This is a genomic window from Paenibacillus sp. FSL H8-0175 (genome assembly GCF_045040615.1).
Taxonomy (GTDB): domain Bacteria; phylum Bacillota; class Bacilli; order Paenibacillales; family Paenibacillaceae; genus Paenibacillus_AQ; species Paenibacillus_AQ odorifer.
In genome coordinates this window covers 1,582,435-1,600,666 of the sequence record NZ_CP150299.1, presented here as the reverse complement: position 1 = coordinate 1,600,666, position 18,232 = coordinate 1,582,435, and the positions used below count along the sequence as shown (strand labels likewise).

The window sequence follows — 18,232 nt, the reverse complement described above, 5'->3', positions numbered from 1 at the left end:
TTCAAAAAAGATGCAATCGCTACTGCGGTGAATAGTTGGACTTCCGGCCGCTGTTTTCCTAAGCACTCCCCCGTCTCTCCAAATCTATAAAGAACCTGGCAGCCCGCTTAATGCAGCCTGCCAGGTTCTTTGAAATGCTACTTACAAATATCCCAGCAGATTGGAGATAACTTGCGCACCTTCGGCACGGGTCATCGTCTCTTGTGGCGCGAATTGCTTATTGCCGCGTCCCTTGATCAGTCCCGCCTGTTCGGCGATGTTTGCTGCGTTCTTCGCCCAGTCATGAATCCGGGAATAATCACTGAACGATCCTACAGCAGGTTCATTGGTCTCGCTTCCCTGCAAATATTCATAAGCACGAACGATCATCACAGCCATTTCCTCGCGGGTAATGCTCTGATCCGGGGCGAACGAATCCGCACTGCGTCCGAGCACGATACCCGTTCCGCTAACAGCTGCAACGGCTTCGGCATACCAGGCTTTGGAATCCACATCACCAAATGTTGAATGGCTTCCTGCCTTAAGCCCAAGCGCGCGTGCAATCATAGCAGCGAATTGTGCCCTAGTTACATCCCCTTGCGGATTAAACTCCGTACTGGAAATGCCTTCAATAATATGCTTCGCAGCCATGGTCTTAATCACATTGCTGGCCCAGCTGTTACTGCTGACATCTGTGAACAGCTTATCGTATTCCAGGACTGCATACTGGCTGAAATGCCGTATTTCAGCAGTCCATTTACCATTAGTCAACGTTCCGCCCATGAATTCAAGCGCACCATTTGCAGAAATATAGTAGCTGCCGAGCAAGCTTATATTGGCATCCGGATCTACGTTGAACGTAAGTGTCAACGGTTTATCAAAAGCAGTTACCGTTACAGCAGTGCCGTTGGCAGCAACAACCTCCAAGCTGAAGTTAATCACATCACTTGCCGCAGATAAATGTACGGAACCATTAACAGCCCGATTATTGATTAACTGTTCCACAGCATCTCTGGATACCTTCACTGCTGAGAGCTTAATTCGCGCCCCCTCCGTTTGACCTCCAGTAGCTTTTTCTTGAATGCTCTTCAGCACTTCTGGGGTCAAATTGATAACAACCTTACTCCAAGCCAGACTTAGAGTGTTCTCTCCGATGATTCCTGATAATCCTGCTGGAAGCAGTACGGATTCTGTAGCTTCAGTAAGCTGAACCGTTATTACTCCTCCAACTGGTGCCGTGAAATCCTTTGGGTCAAGAACCTTTTCGGTCTGCGGCAGCGGTGTTGGCGTTGGGGACGGGGTGACTGCTGGTGTCGGTGCTACCGTCCACACTGGTGCTTCCGTTGGCGCCGGCGTATATGTTGCTGCTGTTGTTGGCTCCGGTTCCGGCGTCGATGTCGGTGTTGGTGTTGATGTCGGTGTTGGTGTTGGTGTTGGTGTTGGTGTTGGCGTCACTACCGGAGGTTGCTCTGCTTCGCCCACTGTCACGGTTCTAGTCACTTCGATAGCCGCGTTGCCCGCCGCATCACTCACATTATAATGATAGGTGTAGATGCCTGCCGCCTTAGTATCCAGTGCCAGCACATTCTCCTCATTCTTCGTAATCGTTGCTATAATAAGCTCCGTAATGTCGCCGTCACGGTCATCTACCGCTGTCGCTCCGGCATCCATATAGCTTGCGCCATTTTCCAGTTGAATGGACGGTTCACCAAGCAGTGTAATCACCGGCTTCATTACATCCGGATCAAGTGCAACGACTACTTTTCTTGTCACTTCTTCAGCCTTATTGCCTGCGGTATCGCTGACATTATAATGGAAGGTATAAATATCAGCTTTCGCTGTATCGAGAGCAGTCAAGCCGTATACTTCACTGCTAACTGTTGTTGTTATACGGTCTGTAATATCACCATCCTTGTCATCATAAGCAGTCGCTCCTGCATCTGTATATTCAGAACCGATGTGCAAATTCACTATTGCATCACCTAACAGAGTAATCAAAGGCTGAACAGTATCCGGTTCCGGCAGCTTGATTGTTCCGCTCACCGAACTGTCCGCTGTGGCCTCTCCCTTACTCAGTGATACCGTAAAGCTGAAGCTGCCGTTAGTCTCATCGGTTGCTTCTTGGAAGGAAGACAAGGTAATCTCACCGATCGTAACTCCGGTATCATTGAGACCGGGCAGAGCGCCTATCGTCTGCAGCAGCCAAGTCTGGACAGCTTCTTCGCTGTTTGCCACTTCCTTCTGCACGCTGTATACCGCACCTTCTATGATACTCTTAGCCTCATTTACAGCCTGCTCATTAGCAACACTGGCTTTATCTCTAGCTACAGCCACATAGCTGATCAATGCAGCCTGATTGCCTGAATACGTATTGTTTATTGAGTATTTCACAGTACCGCTCACCGGAAGCGTGAAGTCATAGTTAATCATAGCGCCATTAGGACCTGCGACGAGTCCGGTTCGGACCGGTTTGGTCACTTCTTTCCCTTCAGCGTCGATATAGCTAAGCGTAATATCCATCGTGCGGTTGGTGTTGTTCCACCAGTCCCGATGGAATGACGTAATCGTATATTTGCCTGCGTTCAAAGGGAGCAGGTATACAAGTGGATTATTTTTTGTATCCGAACCATAAACACCTGTCTGACTTTTATCAGAAGGAACTACAGCGCCACCAAGCCCCTTGAGGAGGTACTTAGTACTGGTATGCCCCCATACGCCATTGCCTGTCGAAGGCTGATCCGCCTTGTTATTAAGCAAGCTGTCACCTACAAAATCCTTGATTAACGTATACGGCGGCGTGATACCGTCCACCGATACACCAGCATCGAGGAAGTATAAGAGCCCCTCCGGTACCACTTCCACATAACAAGTTGTTTTCAGATTTCCATAAGTGCCGGTTACAGCTACCCGTTCATAAGGATTGTTGAAGCTGGCTGCATTTACATTCCACTTTACTGATACCAGCAATTTGGATCCGTCTGCCCGAGTGGCTTCCACCTTGTCTGGAAGATTCGGCAGTTTTCCAGCATAAGTAGCCAAATCCTGAGGAGCGACAAGCTCCCGTATATCTCCCGTAGTCAACTGGTTCTGGGCGGAGATCAGGCGTGCTTCAAGCTGAGTAACTCCTTCCTGATCCAATTTGTATAAAATAGGATTATCCAGTGCTCCCTGTGCATCGCTCTGTGCATCTACGAAGAGCTGCCAGTCTCTGTCCGAATATTCATCCTGTTTGTTCATTTCTTTCGCGGCTGTTACCGCCGCCTGAAGAGCAGCAGTATCTACAGTACCGGTTACTTCCCCGGAAACAACCGCCACCGCGTCGACAACCAAGGTGCCGCTTACCACCTTTATCTGCACATGGTGCTGGCCATATTTAAGCCCGCGGAGTGCGTACGTCTGGTACAGCTCCTTGGAAGCTACTGTATCAGCCAATAGAGCAATAACTTTTCCGTCCACCGTTACCTCAAGCTTCGCCGATCCGTTATTCGCTCCTAGAATATCCAGTCCGGTGCCTTCAAACGTATATTCCATTGCAGCGTCTACAGCCTGGCTGGTAGAAAGAGAACGCTGGTAAATGTACATGCCCGCTCCATTTATATGGCTCCACGACCCGGTATATATCAGTTTAGGATTCGGAGCCGCAGCCAGGTCATACATTTCAAGATTGTCTAGAAGCTCTGAATAATACGGCGTGTAGCCCTCAACCTTCTCCACCTTCAAATTATCGAAGCGGACGTGATAGTAGCCGCTGGCCAGATCTACCCGGCCGGACAATTCAGGAGTAGGGTCGGTATAGGAAGCCAGCTTCACCCCATCCAGATAGGCAGTCACTTTATCACCTGCAACCTGAACGGCAATATTATGCCATGCGTCATATGCGGTATCGAATCCGTCGATCTTCACGCCGCCGGAACCGTTCGCGGCATTTCCGCTCGCAACTGCGCTATTGTTGACCAGCAGCTGCCAGCCGCCGTCGAACCAGAATTTCAGCACATACGGTGTACCGGTTATGGAGTGGGAACTGCCACCTCCCTGATAACGGGCGCCTATCGCAGCATAATTGGCTCCGCCCTGAGTATTGTTTGTTTCGAACGATACATCAACACTGGCCTTGTAGTTCATCCACCGGTTGTCGCCGATGGCCGTTACGGGATCTCCGCTGTTCCATGTGCCGCCAAGCCCCATGGTTCCCGTGTCCAGCTGCTGCCGCAGGACATAATTGTCTGAACCGTCCGGAAGATAGGCCTCAAATGCCCCGTTGCGGTCATGGGTATAACGCGGGATAACGCTTTGGGAACCGCCGCGGGATTCGATATAGCTCTGGGTACCCTCAGATTGACCGCCTGCACCAATCTTCACAACAGTCTGCTTGGAATAGTCAAAATCATCAGCGTACAGAATGTTGTCCCCAGTACTGTGTCCTGCTCCTGTAGCATCAGTATCCAGTACGGTACGCTCGCCTTCTACAGGCAGCGGTGTATTATATTCTTCTTTGTCCTTGTTCTTCAAAGTAGACACAGTCACGGTCGAATACGGTTTAACCTTAACGGTATACACCCCGCTGCCATCAGCAGTGGCATCACCGAGATACTGCATATAATTGCTGTTGAACGCTTCTCCTGCATCAGCGGCACGGGTTTCCCATACTTCCATGGATGGATTACCCGTATAAGCCATATTGACTGTCTGCAGCTTGTAGATTTTGGAATACTCGCTATCGTTCACGATAACCGTCGAGAAATCTTTTTTATCAGGTGCTGCAAGGGTTATATAGCTAGGGGAACCGTTGCGGCCGCTGACCGGATTGGTGCCTGTCGCACCTGTAGAGCTGGCTTGAGGAACCGCTCGCCAGATCCCAGCAGTATTATCCTCGTTCTCCCAGCCTACATTCGCAAACCAGCTGTAATGCTGCAGAGTGACAAGACCCGCATCATAATGAATCCATCCCGACCACGGATCGCGCATGCTGACCAATTCCTTGAAGGAATATTGTCCGCCTTCATAAAAGGAACCAATGGCTGGCTGGTAAATAAAGTGTGTCCGGCGGGAGTTAACGAATCCTTTAATAATCGTGTTACTCATCTCCAGCGGACTGCCGACACCACCAATGCCGGTTCCTGCCACTGTAGGATCTTTCATATTGTTGTTGGGACGGAAAGAGGAATTACTGAAGGTAGACTGCGCCTCGCTGTTCCAAACCTCAATATCATATTGTTCTGCAAGTTTTTTGAAATTGCCTGCGCTGTCGTCGTCCGTGTTGTAGTGGTATCCAGCGATCGGCACAGCTTCCCGCAGAGAAGGATCACTCACCATACTGGCACCGAAGCTGCCAATCCCGACTTCATCGGATATCACAGACTTGATCCGGTTGTACAGTTCCCGCTCTTCGGTGCTGTTGAAGCCTTCGCTGTCAGTCTTGACTCTCTCAGCGTACTGTTTGGTCCACGCCAAATCTGGAGCGTGCTCGTTGATATAAGGATTAACGTAATCGGCCATATAACCGTATTCACGATAAGCGGCCAGAATGGTTTTTTTGTACCAGGTATAGATTTTGTCGTTGTTATTCGCCCAGGCCGGAGCACTCCATCTCAGGATGCTCACTTTAAGATCAGGGTTCACTGCCTTGGCATCTGCGGCAAGCTGGAAGCCGGGATGCCGGGTAACATTTGCCTCTTCATCGGCCGTACGCATAGTCGCCGGGTCAGGTCCCGTGGAGTTATTGCGGTCATTGCCCATCTCGATTTTCACATGCGTCATGAGCGGATGTTCTCCACCGAACAAGATCTGTAGCATTTCTGCATAAGCCTCTGGATACTCTGACTTATAGTCCAGCAAAAGCGCACTGGTGCTGTTAGCGCTTAGTACGCCAAATCCCTTGAATGTGAGGCCGTTGACATTGTCAGCTTGGATATCGTTGCCGTCAAGCAGAACCTTGACCATAGAAGCTGCGCTCTGTGTAGCCTCTTCGATCTGTTTCTTGATTCCGCCCTTGGCAACGGCGAACCAGCTCAAAATAGGTTTTTCGTCAGCAACATAGGCGTAAGTCAACGTCATTGGACTACTAACGTCAATGTCTCCAGGAATGGTGAATTCGCCGGAAATTAGTTTAGTCACATTAGTGTTGAACTGGTCAAACAAGATGTTCTTGGTTGCCCCGCTAGCATCCTTATACTCGATCTGAGGACGTATTACACGGGAGCGGCTGCCGTACCAATCATGGAAACCGCTGCTGAGCGTATAGGTTCCAGCTTCAAGCGCTTTTAATTTATACACGATATGATTGCTGGCAGGGTCGGCACGAAGTCCGACAGTCCATAGGGACGGATCGGTGGCTGGATCGGTAAGTCCCCCGTCTTTGGAATTCTTGACCTTGTTTACGGAATCATCAAATCCCCAGTCCGCCGTACCGCTGATATACTTCTGGTCGGGTGACTGGTTGAGCAAATCGCTGCCGCTCAGCGTGCGGACCGCTTCGTACAGCGGCGAGGAAGTAGGCCCGTTGCCTACGGAATCGCCCCCTCTGCCGCTATCCACAAAGTAAACCAACGGATTACTTGCGGGCGGAATAACTTCAACACTGGCTACGACCGGCCCCCCGTTTGCTGTACCGCTGACGGTCACGGCATCGTATGGCACGGCAAAGGTATCTGCTCCAATATTCCAGTTCACTGCTGTGCTCTGGCCTCCGATATCAATGCTGGCTGGCAGCGTTGTATCTGCAATTGTTGTAGCCCCCATATGGGCGGCAGCGTAGATAGAATTTACGGTAGCAGCAGAGGCTGCAGGCAGAGTGAATGCCGGAAACATCCCAACTACGAGCGCAGTAGTCATCGTTATTGAGAAAAGCCTTTTTCGAAAGTGCTTTCTGTTCATTCTCTTCTCCTCCTTTGATGGCCAATAATAAAAGAAAGCGTATTCATTTTATTGTTAAATGAATAATTACTAGAGTTATACAGATCCCTTTGACTTATAAAAAAACCTGGCAGCCTATGAAGCATGCAACTGCCAGGTCAAATACGGTTCTAGCCCTTAATGCCCGATGCTGCAACACCTTGTACAAAGTACTTTTGCAGAGCCAGGAAAACAATTACAACCGGAATAATGGACACCACACTCGCGGCCATAATCAGGCCATATTCGGCGGAATATTGCGAGATGAACATTCTTAGTCCGATTTGGATAGTCTTGAGTTTCGTATCTGTCAGATAAATCATTGGCCCTAGGAAGTCATTCCAGGTAGCGACAAAGGTGAAGATCGTCAATGTAGACAATGCTGGCTTGGACAACGGCAGCATGATTCGCGCCCAAATTCCATATTCGCTCAAGCCGTCAATACGGGCAGCCTCGCATAATTCATCCGGAACACCTTGATAGAACTGGCGCATCAGAAATACTCCAAATGCCGAGAATGCCTGCAGCAGTATGATTGCCAAATGCGTGTTGTTAAGTCCCATGTAACGCATCAGGATAAATTGCGGCACCATGTAAGCCTGCCAAGGGATCGCAATTGTTGCAATATATCCAAGGAATAGAATGTTTTTTCCCCGGAAATGCAGTTTGGAGAACGCGTACGCAGCAAAGCTGGAAGTCAGTAGTTGTAGAATCGTTACGATAATCGATAATTTCGCCGTATTGTAAATAAAACGGCCCAGCGGAATCCGTGTCCAGATATCCGCGAAATTCTCCCAGCGCGGATTCTGTGGAATCCACTGCATTGGGAAGGAAAACACATCTTTGTTCATCTTGAGTGAAGAAGACAACATCCATATATACGGAACCAGCATCGCCAGTACTGTCGCAAACAACAAAATATACACAAGAACCATAATGCTGATTCTAAGTCCTTTACTTTTACCAACCATATCTTTTGAATCCTCCTATTGTCCGTATTTCTTCTCGCCGCGGAACTGGACGATGGTGATGCCAAGTACCAGCAGAAACAATACAATGGCCATGGCGCTGGCATATCCGTAATCAAGCGAGCGGAACGCCGTATTATAGATTTGATACACCATAACCCTTGTAGAATCATTCAACTGGTTATCGGCGCCGGCAAATAGGTTGATAAAGATATCGTAGACTTTGAACGAATTGATGACTAGAATCATCAGAACAAAGAAAGAGGTAGGCGCCAGTTGAGGGACCGTCACATTGCGGAATCTTCTCCACGCGCCCGCACCATCAAGTTCAGCAGCCTCATACAATTCAGGGTTGATGCCCTGAAGACCTGCCAAGTAAATAACCATGTAATAACCCATATTTTTCCACACTGTAAACAGTATTACTGTGAACATCGCCCAGTGTTTATCCGCTGCCCAGCGGGGAAGATCCTCCAGCGGGATACCGGTAAGGGTATGCAGGATATTGTTGATCGGACCCATCGTAGGACTGAAGATAAAGTTCCATACGGCAGCAACGGCTACCAGGGATGCTACATAAGGGAAAAAGAATACGGTTCTCATGAAATTGCGGGCCATTATCTTCTGATTAAGCAGAATCGCCAGCGCCAGCGCGACAATCATGGTGAACGGTACTACGCCAATAGTGTAAACAATGGTATTCCATAATGCTTTGTGAAATGTTGTATCTCTGATCAACCGGGTGAAATTGTCCAGCCCGATAAACTTCATTGGATTGGCCCCGTCCCATTTCACAAAAGCAAGGATAAAGGCAAAAAACATAGGTACCAGTGTAAACAGGGCAAATCCGATAAAGTTCGGCGCAATGAAGCTGTAAGCTACCAGGTTTTCCCGGACACCTTTTGACAAATGACGTTTAGGGATCTTTTTTGTACCCAATATGGTTTCGTTCTGCATTCTTTCTCCTCCAAACCTTCTAAAACTTTCCCCACAAATCTATACTTTTTAATATAAAAGGCGGGCTTTCACCCGCCCTTAGAACCGGCTCTCTTAAGGTTAATTATTCAAGAGCTGCTGTACGCGAGCATTCATATCATCCAAACCTTCGTCAATCGAAGCATTTTTAGTCATAATATTGTCATGCGCTTCATTCAAAATAACTTCGATGTCTGCGCTCTTTTCATGCATAGGCATTTCCAGATAAGTCTTAACAGTAGTCAGTGCCGCTTTGCTGTTCTCATCCGTAGGGAAGCCCTCGATGGAAGTAATGGAATTGATAACTTCATCATTCTTAATCGCTGGAATGGTTCCGGTGGAAGCAATGACTTTAGCGCCTTCTTCACCAGTCACGAATTTCATGAAATCAAGTGCGGCTTCTTTATGTTTGGATTTCTGATTTACAGCTAGGGATGTAATTGTACCCAAGGTTGTACCGGCTTCCACACCATCCGGATGAGGGTATTTCGCAATGCCCCAGTTAGCCGATTGGGACTCGCCACTCTTCACTTTCTCAATTTGTGTAGCGATAAACCAGCTGCCCATGTTCATAGTAGCAACGGAATTATTGTAGAATACGCCAGAATAGTGCGTGCTTGAAGTCTTCAGTGTGGCGTAATCCATTACGATGCCGTCTTCCTGTTCTTTCAGGATCCGCTCATAGGTTGGTTTCAAGAAATCGTAGTTTCCGTCAACAACAGTGTTCTTGCCGTCCAGAATACCGAACAGTTGAACCGCACTACGCCAAGTATGGTAGTGAGCTCCGTACACTTTTTCAGAACCGCTGCCGGAAGTCATTTTTCTGGCCAACTCATCATATTGCTCGAATGTCATATCATTGCTTGGATATTCCACGCCTGCTTTGTCGAACAAATCTTTATTGTAGTAGAGAATCCAGAAATCGCTGCGGAAAGGAAGCGCATACACCTCATCGTTCACTTCGATTTGTTCTACAGTACCTCCATATACCGAAGGATCAATAGCGTTGCCACTCATAAAGCTTTTAAGCGGCTCCAGGTGATTCTGTTTCACAAGGTTCGAGTAGCCCGGAATATCTTTAATTGTAAGTACGTCCAGATCTGCGCCACCGGACAGTTGTGTGCTTAACATGGTCATATAGTCCGTCGACCCCAGATCGACATATTCGATCGTTACATTCGGATGCTCAGCTTTATAGGCATCGATTAGCGGCTTGTAGTAAGCAGTAGCTTCCCAATCCCACAAGGCCCATTTCAAAGTCACAGGCTCCTGGCTCGGTTCAGCGGAAGCGTTTGCAGAATTCCCCGTTGCTGGAGCTGTCGTTGCAGCAGCACCTTCGTTGTTGTTATTACCAGAACATCCAGCCAACAGACTCATGGAGAATACTGTGGCGAGGGTTATGCCATAGAATCTTTTCAGTTTCATTTAAATATCCCCTTTTCTTCTGATTGTGTAACTACGATCGGCTCTTCTGAGCTTAGTTCAAAGTTTATAGCTTTTTTCGCAAGAATGGCATGCATTATCAAACAAAGTTCATTCACTTTTCTGTGTTCTTCTTCCCTGCTCCGGTTCAAACCTGTAATTTTCTATCTAAAACATGTAAAATATTCAGCTTATGTACCTCCCCCTGTATCGGAACGCAGGAATATGCTATGGTATATGAAAACGCTTTATATGTTTTCACATTTTGTAGAGGAGTGTTAAATACGGTAAGAAAATCCACCATTAAAAGTCGCATTATTCTGCTCATGGCCGTATTCGCACTGCTGATAGCGTCGCTGTTGTCTTTTTTTAGCTATGAATTAATTACTTATTATCAGCGTAAAACAACCATCCAGGCGACCGAATTCAATCTGCAGCTGGTATCCCATATTATTGAACAGGATTTAATTGATCTGTCATCGCTGGCGATGACTTGCAGCACTAACTCTTCTACTAATACCCTGATTACAGACTACTTCAGCTCACCTAAGGCTAGCTCTAAGGAAGCAGTTAATGTATTCAACTCGATGCAGCAGGACTTCCTGAACAACCGCTCCAACAGCTATGCCCGCCGTCTGATTGTTACGGATAGCAACGGAAAGTTTCTGCAGGTGGATAAAACCGGCACCTCTGTTCCGCTTACCATACACAATATCGGTCAAATTACCGGCCTTAGCAATGATGCCGAGGAGAAATGGGACCGGGTGATCAAGGACCCGCTGTCTAATACGAACGGGATTCCATTTGTTTTTCCTATTTACGGCAAAGGGGCTTCCCGGGTTGGAACGGTGTACCTGTTAGCAAATACCACTGTTATTACCGACAAGCTGAAAGGGTACTCCCTGCCGAAGAATTCCCGGCTGCTGCTGACGCTCGGCAATCATCATTATCAGCTCATCGGCGACCAGGTCATCGCCATTGCAGAGCCGTATGAACCGGTGGCCTATACCAATGATAAACCTGTCGGTCCGCAAACTGAGCTATCCATGGTCAAGCTCGAGGACGAGAAAGAGAGCCATATCGTGGTATCTTATCCCGTACGCAGCGGAGTCATTCTGTCACAGACTTTATCCAATGACCTGTTCGCTCCCAAGACAAATATATGGATTCTGGTTATGCTCGGCGTCTGTCTCTTGGTTATTGTCTTAAGCGCTATCATTACGCTGTATCTGACCCGTACCATCAGTCTTCCGGTGGAAAAACTGAAGAAGCGGATTGATAAGATCGCCCAGGGCAATTTCCTGCTGGACCGCAATATCGAATGGAACAGCGAGCTTGGCGATGTCGGCCGGGGCATTAACCGCCTGTCCCAAGATATCGTAGCGCTTATGGACAGCCGGCTCGCTGACGAGAAACAGAAGCAGGAGCTGGAATACCGGATGCTGCAGAGTCAGATCAATCCCCATTTCCTGTACAACACACTAAATTCGATCAAATGGATGGCTACAATTCAGAATGCTACCGGCATCGCGGAAATGACCACTTCACTATCCAGACTGCTGCGCAGCATCGCCAAAGACAACCGTAGACTAATGCCGCTGAAAGATGAGCTGAGCCTGCTGGATGATTATTTTCTAATTCAGAAATACCGCTATGGCAGTACGGTCTCTATGGTAAAGGAGATTGACAACGAGGAACTGCTAACCGGCCTAATTCCACGATTCACGCTCCAGCCCCTGGTCGAGAACGCCATCTTCCATGGCATTGAGCCCAAAGGCAGAGGAGAAATTCTCATTAAGGTGACCAAAAGTGGATTCGCCGATATTCTAGTTACGATTGAAGACAATGGTGTAGGGATGAAGGAAGAAGAAATCTCCACGATTCTGTCGAATCCAGGTGATGGAAGCAAAGAAATGCCCGAGAATATTGGACTCCGCAGCGTAAATGAACGTTTGCGCCTGGCATTTGGGGATAATTACGGTCTTTCGATTGAGAGTGAGTCGGGCCAATATACCCGGATGAAGATTCTTCTGCCGTTCCTGCAAAAGGAATAGAGTAGCATATCAAGCAAGGATGTGATGGAATTGATCAAGTTGTTAATTGCTGATGACGAGGCGCTGGTCTGCATCGGCTTGCAGTCCATGCTGAAGTGGGAGCAATATAATATAGAAATTGTCGGCATTGCACACAACGGGGCTCAAGAGGAAGAAATGATTGACACCCTACGTCCTGACATCGTAATCAGCGATATAAAAATGCCAATTAAAAGCGGCTTAGAAGTTGCCAGTGCGGTACGCAAAAAACACGGCCGGCTTCCGCTGTTCATCATCTTAACAAGCTACGAGGAATTCGAATACGCGCGTGGAGCGATTGAAGTGCAAGCCACAGATTATCTAGTGAAGCTAGAACTGACACCAGAGGCACTTGATGCCTCCATTCGGAAAGCAATTTCCCAGTTGGAGGCTTTTCAAACCCTAGACAGCTATCCCATGCTTGCTCATAGAGGCAATCTACAAGCTCAACGCGATAAATTTTTCATCCGCCTGTTCAATAACTTATTCGCAAATAAAAACCAGTACCTTTTGCAGAGAGATGATTTAAACCTTGAGCTCAAGGAACCTGCTTATCTAGTCTGCACTTGCCGTATTTTGGGACCAGACAGTGTCCCGCCCCGCGGCGATAAAATGGTTGCTCTGTGCTCAAGTACCGTCCAAATGGCTAAAGATACGCTTACTTCCATAAGACCTTGTTATGTGACCAGTCTGGACTTGCGCAATTTTGCTGTAACCCTGCCCGTCAACGGGACGGATTCACGGCAATGGATGCCTGAGATTGAAATGCTATTGACCCATATGGCCTCCATACTTCATAACTACTTTAATGTAAGGATCATCGGCGCGATCGGCTTTGCGGTCGAGGATCCTTATTTGCTGCGGGAAAGCTACCTCGCTGCCCGAAAAGCGCTTCCTGCTGCGGTTAAAGCACAGTCGTTTGTGTTTTTTGCCGAAGGAGAGTCGCTGGAGCAGGATCATCTGTTGTTTGATTTCTCCGAATTGCGTACAGAGATCCGCCGTGCTTTTGAAGAAATGGATACCCAAGCTTTATACGCCATTATCTCCAAAATGATCGAAATCTTCGACGGCCGGGCCGACCTGCTGGTTCCCGCCACTGATGCCGCCTGCAACATTCTGTACATGGCCACTTCACTGCTCGCAGACGGTGAGAACATTGTGGAACAAATTTTCGAAAATGAACCGGAGGGCTACCGGGCTATCTACCAGATGCATACGATTGAAGAGATCGCTGGCTGGCTGATCCAGTTCCGGGACGGTTGCTCAGACATCCTCTCTACCCGCAGACAAAGCTACAAGGAGCAGCTCGTCAAAAATGTCCAAGAGTATATTAAACGAAATCTCGGAACTAAGCTCTCGCTCAATCAAGTGGCTGATGTCTTCAATTTCAGTCCCAACTATCTGAGCCACCTTTTCTCCAAGGTTGCCAAGGTCAACTATGTGGAATATATCACGGAGATCAAAATCACGACAGCCAAAGAAATGATGGCACGTGGGGAAGGTCGCATCTACGAAATCTCACAGAAGCTGGGATATGAGAGTGCCTTCTATTTCAGTAAAGTTTTCAAAAAGGTAACCGGAATTTCCCCCAGGGAATACATGCAGCAACTTAAAGCAGATTCACCATCTGACCGAAGCCTCGGAGTGAACAACCGTTCTTGAGATCAAGAGATTATTAAGAATAATCCCACTTCGCAAAAATAAAGCCAATAAATCTGCAAGGAGCAGGCTCTGTTCCTTGCAGATTTATTGGCTTGCCATCACCCTCAGCAGCATCCCTAAGTATCACCCTTATTCCTGCAATTTTTTTATTTTTATTTTTAAACTAGCAAAATGCTAATACTCCGGTCTTTCTGCCCTAAAAGTCTACCAAAAAACCGCTTACGAGACACTTTCCCAGCTATTAAGACTGCTGTTCCCATATTGACTTTTCAACATATAGTAATTAAAATAAACAACGCACACTAAATATAGTATAGATACGATTTTTCAGAATTTATAGCTTATCCATTCAGTTTTCATACTATTTTCAATAGTTTTTAATATTTACAGGGGGACAGACACCATGCTAGTCGCGTATGATTCAAAAACAGGAAATGTCAGACGCTTCATCAGCAAACTTAAGTTGCCGGCTGTGCAGATTGAGGAGCATATGACGATTGATGAGCCCTATGTGCTTATTACATATACCACCGGCTTTGGACAGATTCCAGAAAAGGTGTCTACTTTCTTGAAGAACAATAATGCCAATCTGAAGGGCATCGCCGCCAGCGGCAATAAGAACTGGGGCGAGCTGTTCGCGCACAGCGCGGACTTGATTGCAGATCGGTATAACGTGCCCGTTATCGGTAAATTTGAGTTATCGGGTACATTTGGCGATGTAGAACGGATTAAACAGGAGGTGAGCCGGGTTGCGGCATATTGAATTAAACAACATGTTGATGAAGAGAGACGAAAGTGGCTTCTTTCAGTTAGACAAAGATCTTGAGGCAGTAGCCGAATTTATGCGGGATGTAGAGCGCCGGAGTCTGGTTTTTGCGAATACAAAAGCCAAGGTTGATTATATGATTGAACAGGATTTCTACGAGAATTTTTACGATCAGTACAGCACGGCGGAAATTGAAGAAGTCTACCAGATTAGCCATGCCTACAACTTCAGTTTTCCATCTTATATGGCAGCTTCGAAATTCTACACGGATTACGCTGTAAAAACCAATGACCGTAAACAATATCTGGAGCATTACCCGGACCGTGTGGCGGCAGTCGCCCTTCACCTGGGACGCGGCAACGCCGATACTGCGGGGGTACTTGCCCGTTCGATGATGGAACAGCGCCTGCAACCTGCGACACCAACCTTCTTAAATGCCGGTAAGAGCCGGCGTGGTGAGCTCGTCTCCTGCTTCCTAATCGAAATGGACGACTCGCTCAATTCCATCAACTATGTGCTGAATACCTGCATGCAGTTGTCGAAGATCGGTGGCGGTGTGGCCGTTAACCTATCCAAGCTACGCTCCCGTGGTGAAACTATCAAGGGTGTTGAGGATGCTGCGAAGGGAATTATACCTGTACTCAAGCTGATGGAAGACGGCTTCTCCTATGCAGATCAGATGGGTCAACGTAAAGGATCAGGAGCAGCCTATTACAACATTTTTGGCTGGGACGTTCTGGAATTCCTTGACAGCAAGAAGATCAACGCCGACGAAAAAACAAGACTCAAAACCCTGTCCATCGGCCTGATTATTCCAAACCGCTTCTATAAGCTGGCGAAGGACAATGAAGCGCTGCATGTATTTGCTCCTTACAGTGTGTACAAAGCCTACGGCACGCATCTCGACGATATGGATCTGGATGACATGTATGATAAGCTGCTGGCCGATCCACGTGTCAAAAAGAAGAAAGCTATGAGCGCACGGGATATGCTGACCAAAATTGCCATGATCCAGCTGGAATCTGGCTATCCATATATCATGAACAAGAGCAATGCCAATGCGGCCCATGCCCTGAAAAACGTCGGACAGATCAAAATGTCCAACCTTTGTACTGAAATCTTTCAGCTGCAGGAGACCTCAGAGATTGCCGACTACGGACAGGAGAGTACAATCCGCCGCGATGTAAGCTGCAATCTGGCTTCCTTGAACATTGTTAACGTGATGGAACATGGCAAAATCCGTGAATCCGTACATGAGGGCATGATCGCCCTGACCGCTGTTAGCGATATGACCAGTATTTCCAATGCCCCAGGCGTAGCCAAAGCAAACAAGGAAATGCACTCTGTCGGTCTTGGCGTCATGAATCTGCACGGCTATCTGGCTAAGAACAACATTGCTTATGAAAGCGAGCAGGCCCGCGATTTTGCCCGGACCTTCTTTATGACTATGAATTTCCACTCGCTGGAGAAAAGCATGGAAATCGCTGCCGCCACGGGCCGATCTTTCCATGGATTTGAGGCTTCTGATTATGCTACGGGAGCTTATTTCGAGCGTTACCTGACTACCGATTACCGCCCGGTTACCCCAAGGGTACAAGAATTATTCGGAGATATTTATATCCCATCCCCAGCAGACTGGGAACATTTGCGGGATGCGGTAAAAACAAATGGCCTATACCATGCTTACCGTTTGGCGATTGCGCCAACGGCCAGCATTTCCTATATCCAAAACGCCACTTCAAGCGTTATGCCGATTGTTGAGCAGATTGAGACTCGGACTTATGCTAATTCAACTACTTATTATCCGATGCCGTACCTGCGGCCGGACAATGTGTTTTTCTATAAATCGGCTTACCAGATGGACCAGTTCAAGGTAATCGATCTGATCGCGGAAATTCAGCCCCATATCGACCAGGGTATCTCGACCGTTCTGCATGTTAACAGTGATGTTTCCACCAGAGAACTGGCCCGCTCCTACCTGTATGCGGCGCATAAAGGCTTGAAGTCGCTGTATTACACCCGGACCAAAAAGCTGTCCGTCGAGGAATGCCTCACCTGCTCGATCTAAAAGGAAGGCTATAGCCGCAGAAAAGGAGATTGCAATATTATGACCGCTATCCAAGCCGTTAACTGGAACCGTCCCGACGACGATTTCTCATTGATGTTCTGGAATCAGAACATTATGCAATTCTGGACGGACGATGAAATTCCATTATCCGATGATAAAATGTCCTGGCTCACGCTCAGTGAGCAAGAAAAGGACTCCTATATGAAGGTGCTGGGCGGCCTGACACTGCTGGATACGATTCAAGGCGGAGTCGGAATGCCACAGATTATGGAACATGTCGAAGGCCTTCAACGCAAAGCCGTACTGGGCTTCATGGGTATGATGGAACAAATTCACGCCAAATCGTACAGCAGTATTTTCACCACTTTGTCCTCTACAGAGGAGATCGACAGTGTATTCCGCTGGGTAGAAGAGAACCCCTTCCTCCAGTTCAAAGCGGAGACCATCTCACAATATTACAAAAACATAGACTCACCAAAAGACCTGTACCTCGCCATGGCAGCCTCCGTGCTGCTCGAGAGCTACTTGTTCTACAGTGGTTTCTTCTATCCCCTATATCTGGCTGGGCAGGGCAAAATGACTTGCAGCGGTGAGATCATCGACCTTATTCTACGGGATGAGAGCATCCATGGGGTATATGTCGGTGTGCTGGCACAGGAGATCTTTGACGGGCTCCCAGAAGACGAGCAACGCGAACTTCACCATACGCTGGTAGAATTGCTTCGACTGCTGCATGAGAATGAAGAGCGTTATACCGAGCAGATCTATGCCCCTATCGGATTGGTGGAAGAGGTTAAGACTTTCCTAAGATACAATGCCAATAAAGCGATGATGAATCTGGGCCATGATCCGCTATTTGACGAGGAAGAGATCAACCCGATTGTACAGAACGGGATCAGCACCCACACCAAGCAGCATGACTTCTTCTCGAAGAAAGGCAACGGATATGTCCGGGCGCTTAATGTGGAGCCACTGAAGGATGAAGATTTTCAATTTTAAATATAGATAAAACAAAAAGTGCGGAGAAAGCTCTCCGCACTTTTTGCTAACTCTATTTATTAGATTATTGCAATTTTTTCAGTACTGTTCTAGCTTCTTCATAGGTATCGTAAGCATCAGCAAAATCTCTGCCAAAAATACGTTTCAATTGCATTTTCCAAATTGGGTTTTTAGTTACATAAGCCCATCCTGCTTGGCCAGCTGCTTTCGCCATCTCACCTGTTGGAGCCAACATTGCTGCAACTTCAGGGGAAAGTACACTTGCAGATTCAGTTACATCAGTTGTACCCGTAAATTTAGGACTAACAAGCTTCATGATATTCTCAAAATCTTTCAAGTATCCTGGAACATCCTCAGCAGAAAAATCGATAGATACTACATCGATGTGGTTTTCACTTTTGTTGTACTTAATTGTGTATGACATAATTGT

The 18,232-nt window shown here is 47.5% G+C and carries 10 protein-coding genes; 5 read left to right on the top strand and 5 right to left on the bottom strand.

Going from position 1 to position 18,232, the window contains the following annotated elements; all coding sequences use genetic code 11:
- Positions 1-141 precede the first annotated feature (141 nt).
- The 4 genes from MHH46_RS06995 to MHH46_RS06980 form a co-directional block, all read right to left on the bottom strand.
- Positions 142-6,852, bottom strand: coding sequence for an S-layer homology domain-containing protein (locus MHH46_RS06995; RefSeq protein ID WP_179086307.1), 6,711 nt, complete (start codon positions 6,850-6,852; stop codon positions 142-144).
- Positions 6,853-7,001: 149 nt separating this feature from the next.
- Positions 7,002-7,841 (bottom strand): carbohydrate ABC transporter permease, encoded by an 840-nt coding sequence (locus tag MHH46_RS06990; RefSeq protein WP_081383301.1) that lies wholly within the window; start codon positions 7,839-7,841, stop codon positions 7,002-7,004.
- A 15-nt stretch (positions 7,842-7,856) separates the two neighbouring features.
- Positions 7,857-8,795 (bottom strand): carbohydrate ABC transporter permease, encoded by a 939-nt coding sequence (locus MHH46_RS06985; protein WP_036675858.1) that lies wholly within the window; start codon positions 8,793-8,795, stop codon positions 7,857-7,859.
- A gap of 99 nt (positions 8,796-8,894) precedes the next feature.
- Positions 8,895-10,238, bottom strand: coding sequence for a sugar ABC transporter substrate-binding protein (locus MHH46_RS06980; RefSeq protein WP_036675860.1), 1,344 nt, complete (start codon positions 10,236-10,238; stop codon positions 8,895-8,897).
- Between the two features lie 323 nt (positions 10,239-10,561).
- On the opposite strand from MHH46_RS06980, the gene MHH46_RS06975 reads away from it, so the two are divergent.
- From MHH46_RS06975 to nrdF, 5 genes are all read left to right on the top strand, one after another.
- On the top strand, positions 10,562-12,289 hold the full coding sequence (locus MHH46_RS06975) for a sensor histidine kinase (protein WP_340034127.1): 1,728 nt from the start codon (positions 10,562-10,564) through the stop codon (positions 12,287-12,289).
- Between the two features lie 30 nt (positions 12,290-12,319).
- Positions 12,320-13,969, top strand: a complete 1,650-nt coding sequence (locus MHH46_RS06970; protein WP_076125388.1) for a helix-turn-helix domain-containing protein — start codon at positions 12,320-12,322, stop codon at positions 13,967-13,969.
- A gap of 403 nt (positions 13,970-14,372) precedes the next feature.
- Positions 14,373-14,732 (top strand): class Ib ribonucleoside-diphosphate reductase assembly flavoprotein NrdI, encoded by a 360-nt coding sequence (gene nrdI, locus MHH46_RS06965; protein ID WP_036675861.1) that lies wholly within the window; start codon positions 14,373-14,375, stop codon positions 14,730-14,732.
- On the top strand, positions 14,719-16,803 hold the full coding sequence (gene nrdE / locus MHH46_RS06960; protein ID WP_076192945.1) for a class 1b ribonucleoside-diphosphate reductase subunit alpha: 2,085 nt from the start codon (positions 14,719-14,721) through the stop codon (positions 16,801-16,803). Before nrdI ends, nrdE begins: the two co-directional genes overlap by 14 nt.
- A gap of 39 nt (positions 16,804-16,842) precedes the next feature.
- A complete protein-coding gene (gene nrdF / locus MHH46_RS06955) occupies positions 16,843-17,802 on the top strand; it encodes a class 1b ribonucleoside-diphosphate reductase subunit beta (RefSeq protein WP_076192948.1) in 960 nt (319 codons plus the stop codon).
- A 64-nt stretch (positions 17,803-17,866) separates the two neighbouring features.
- On the opposite strand, the gene MHH46_RS06950 is transcribed toward nrdF, so the two are convergent.
- Positions 17,867-18,226: a hypothetical protein gene (locus MHH46_RS06950; protein WP_036675871.1), complete on the bottom strand. Its 360-nt coding sequence runs from the start codon at positions 18,224-18,226 to the stop codon at positions 17,867-17,869.
- Between the last annotated feature and the right edge of the window lie 6 nt (positions 18,227-18,232).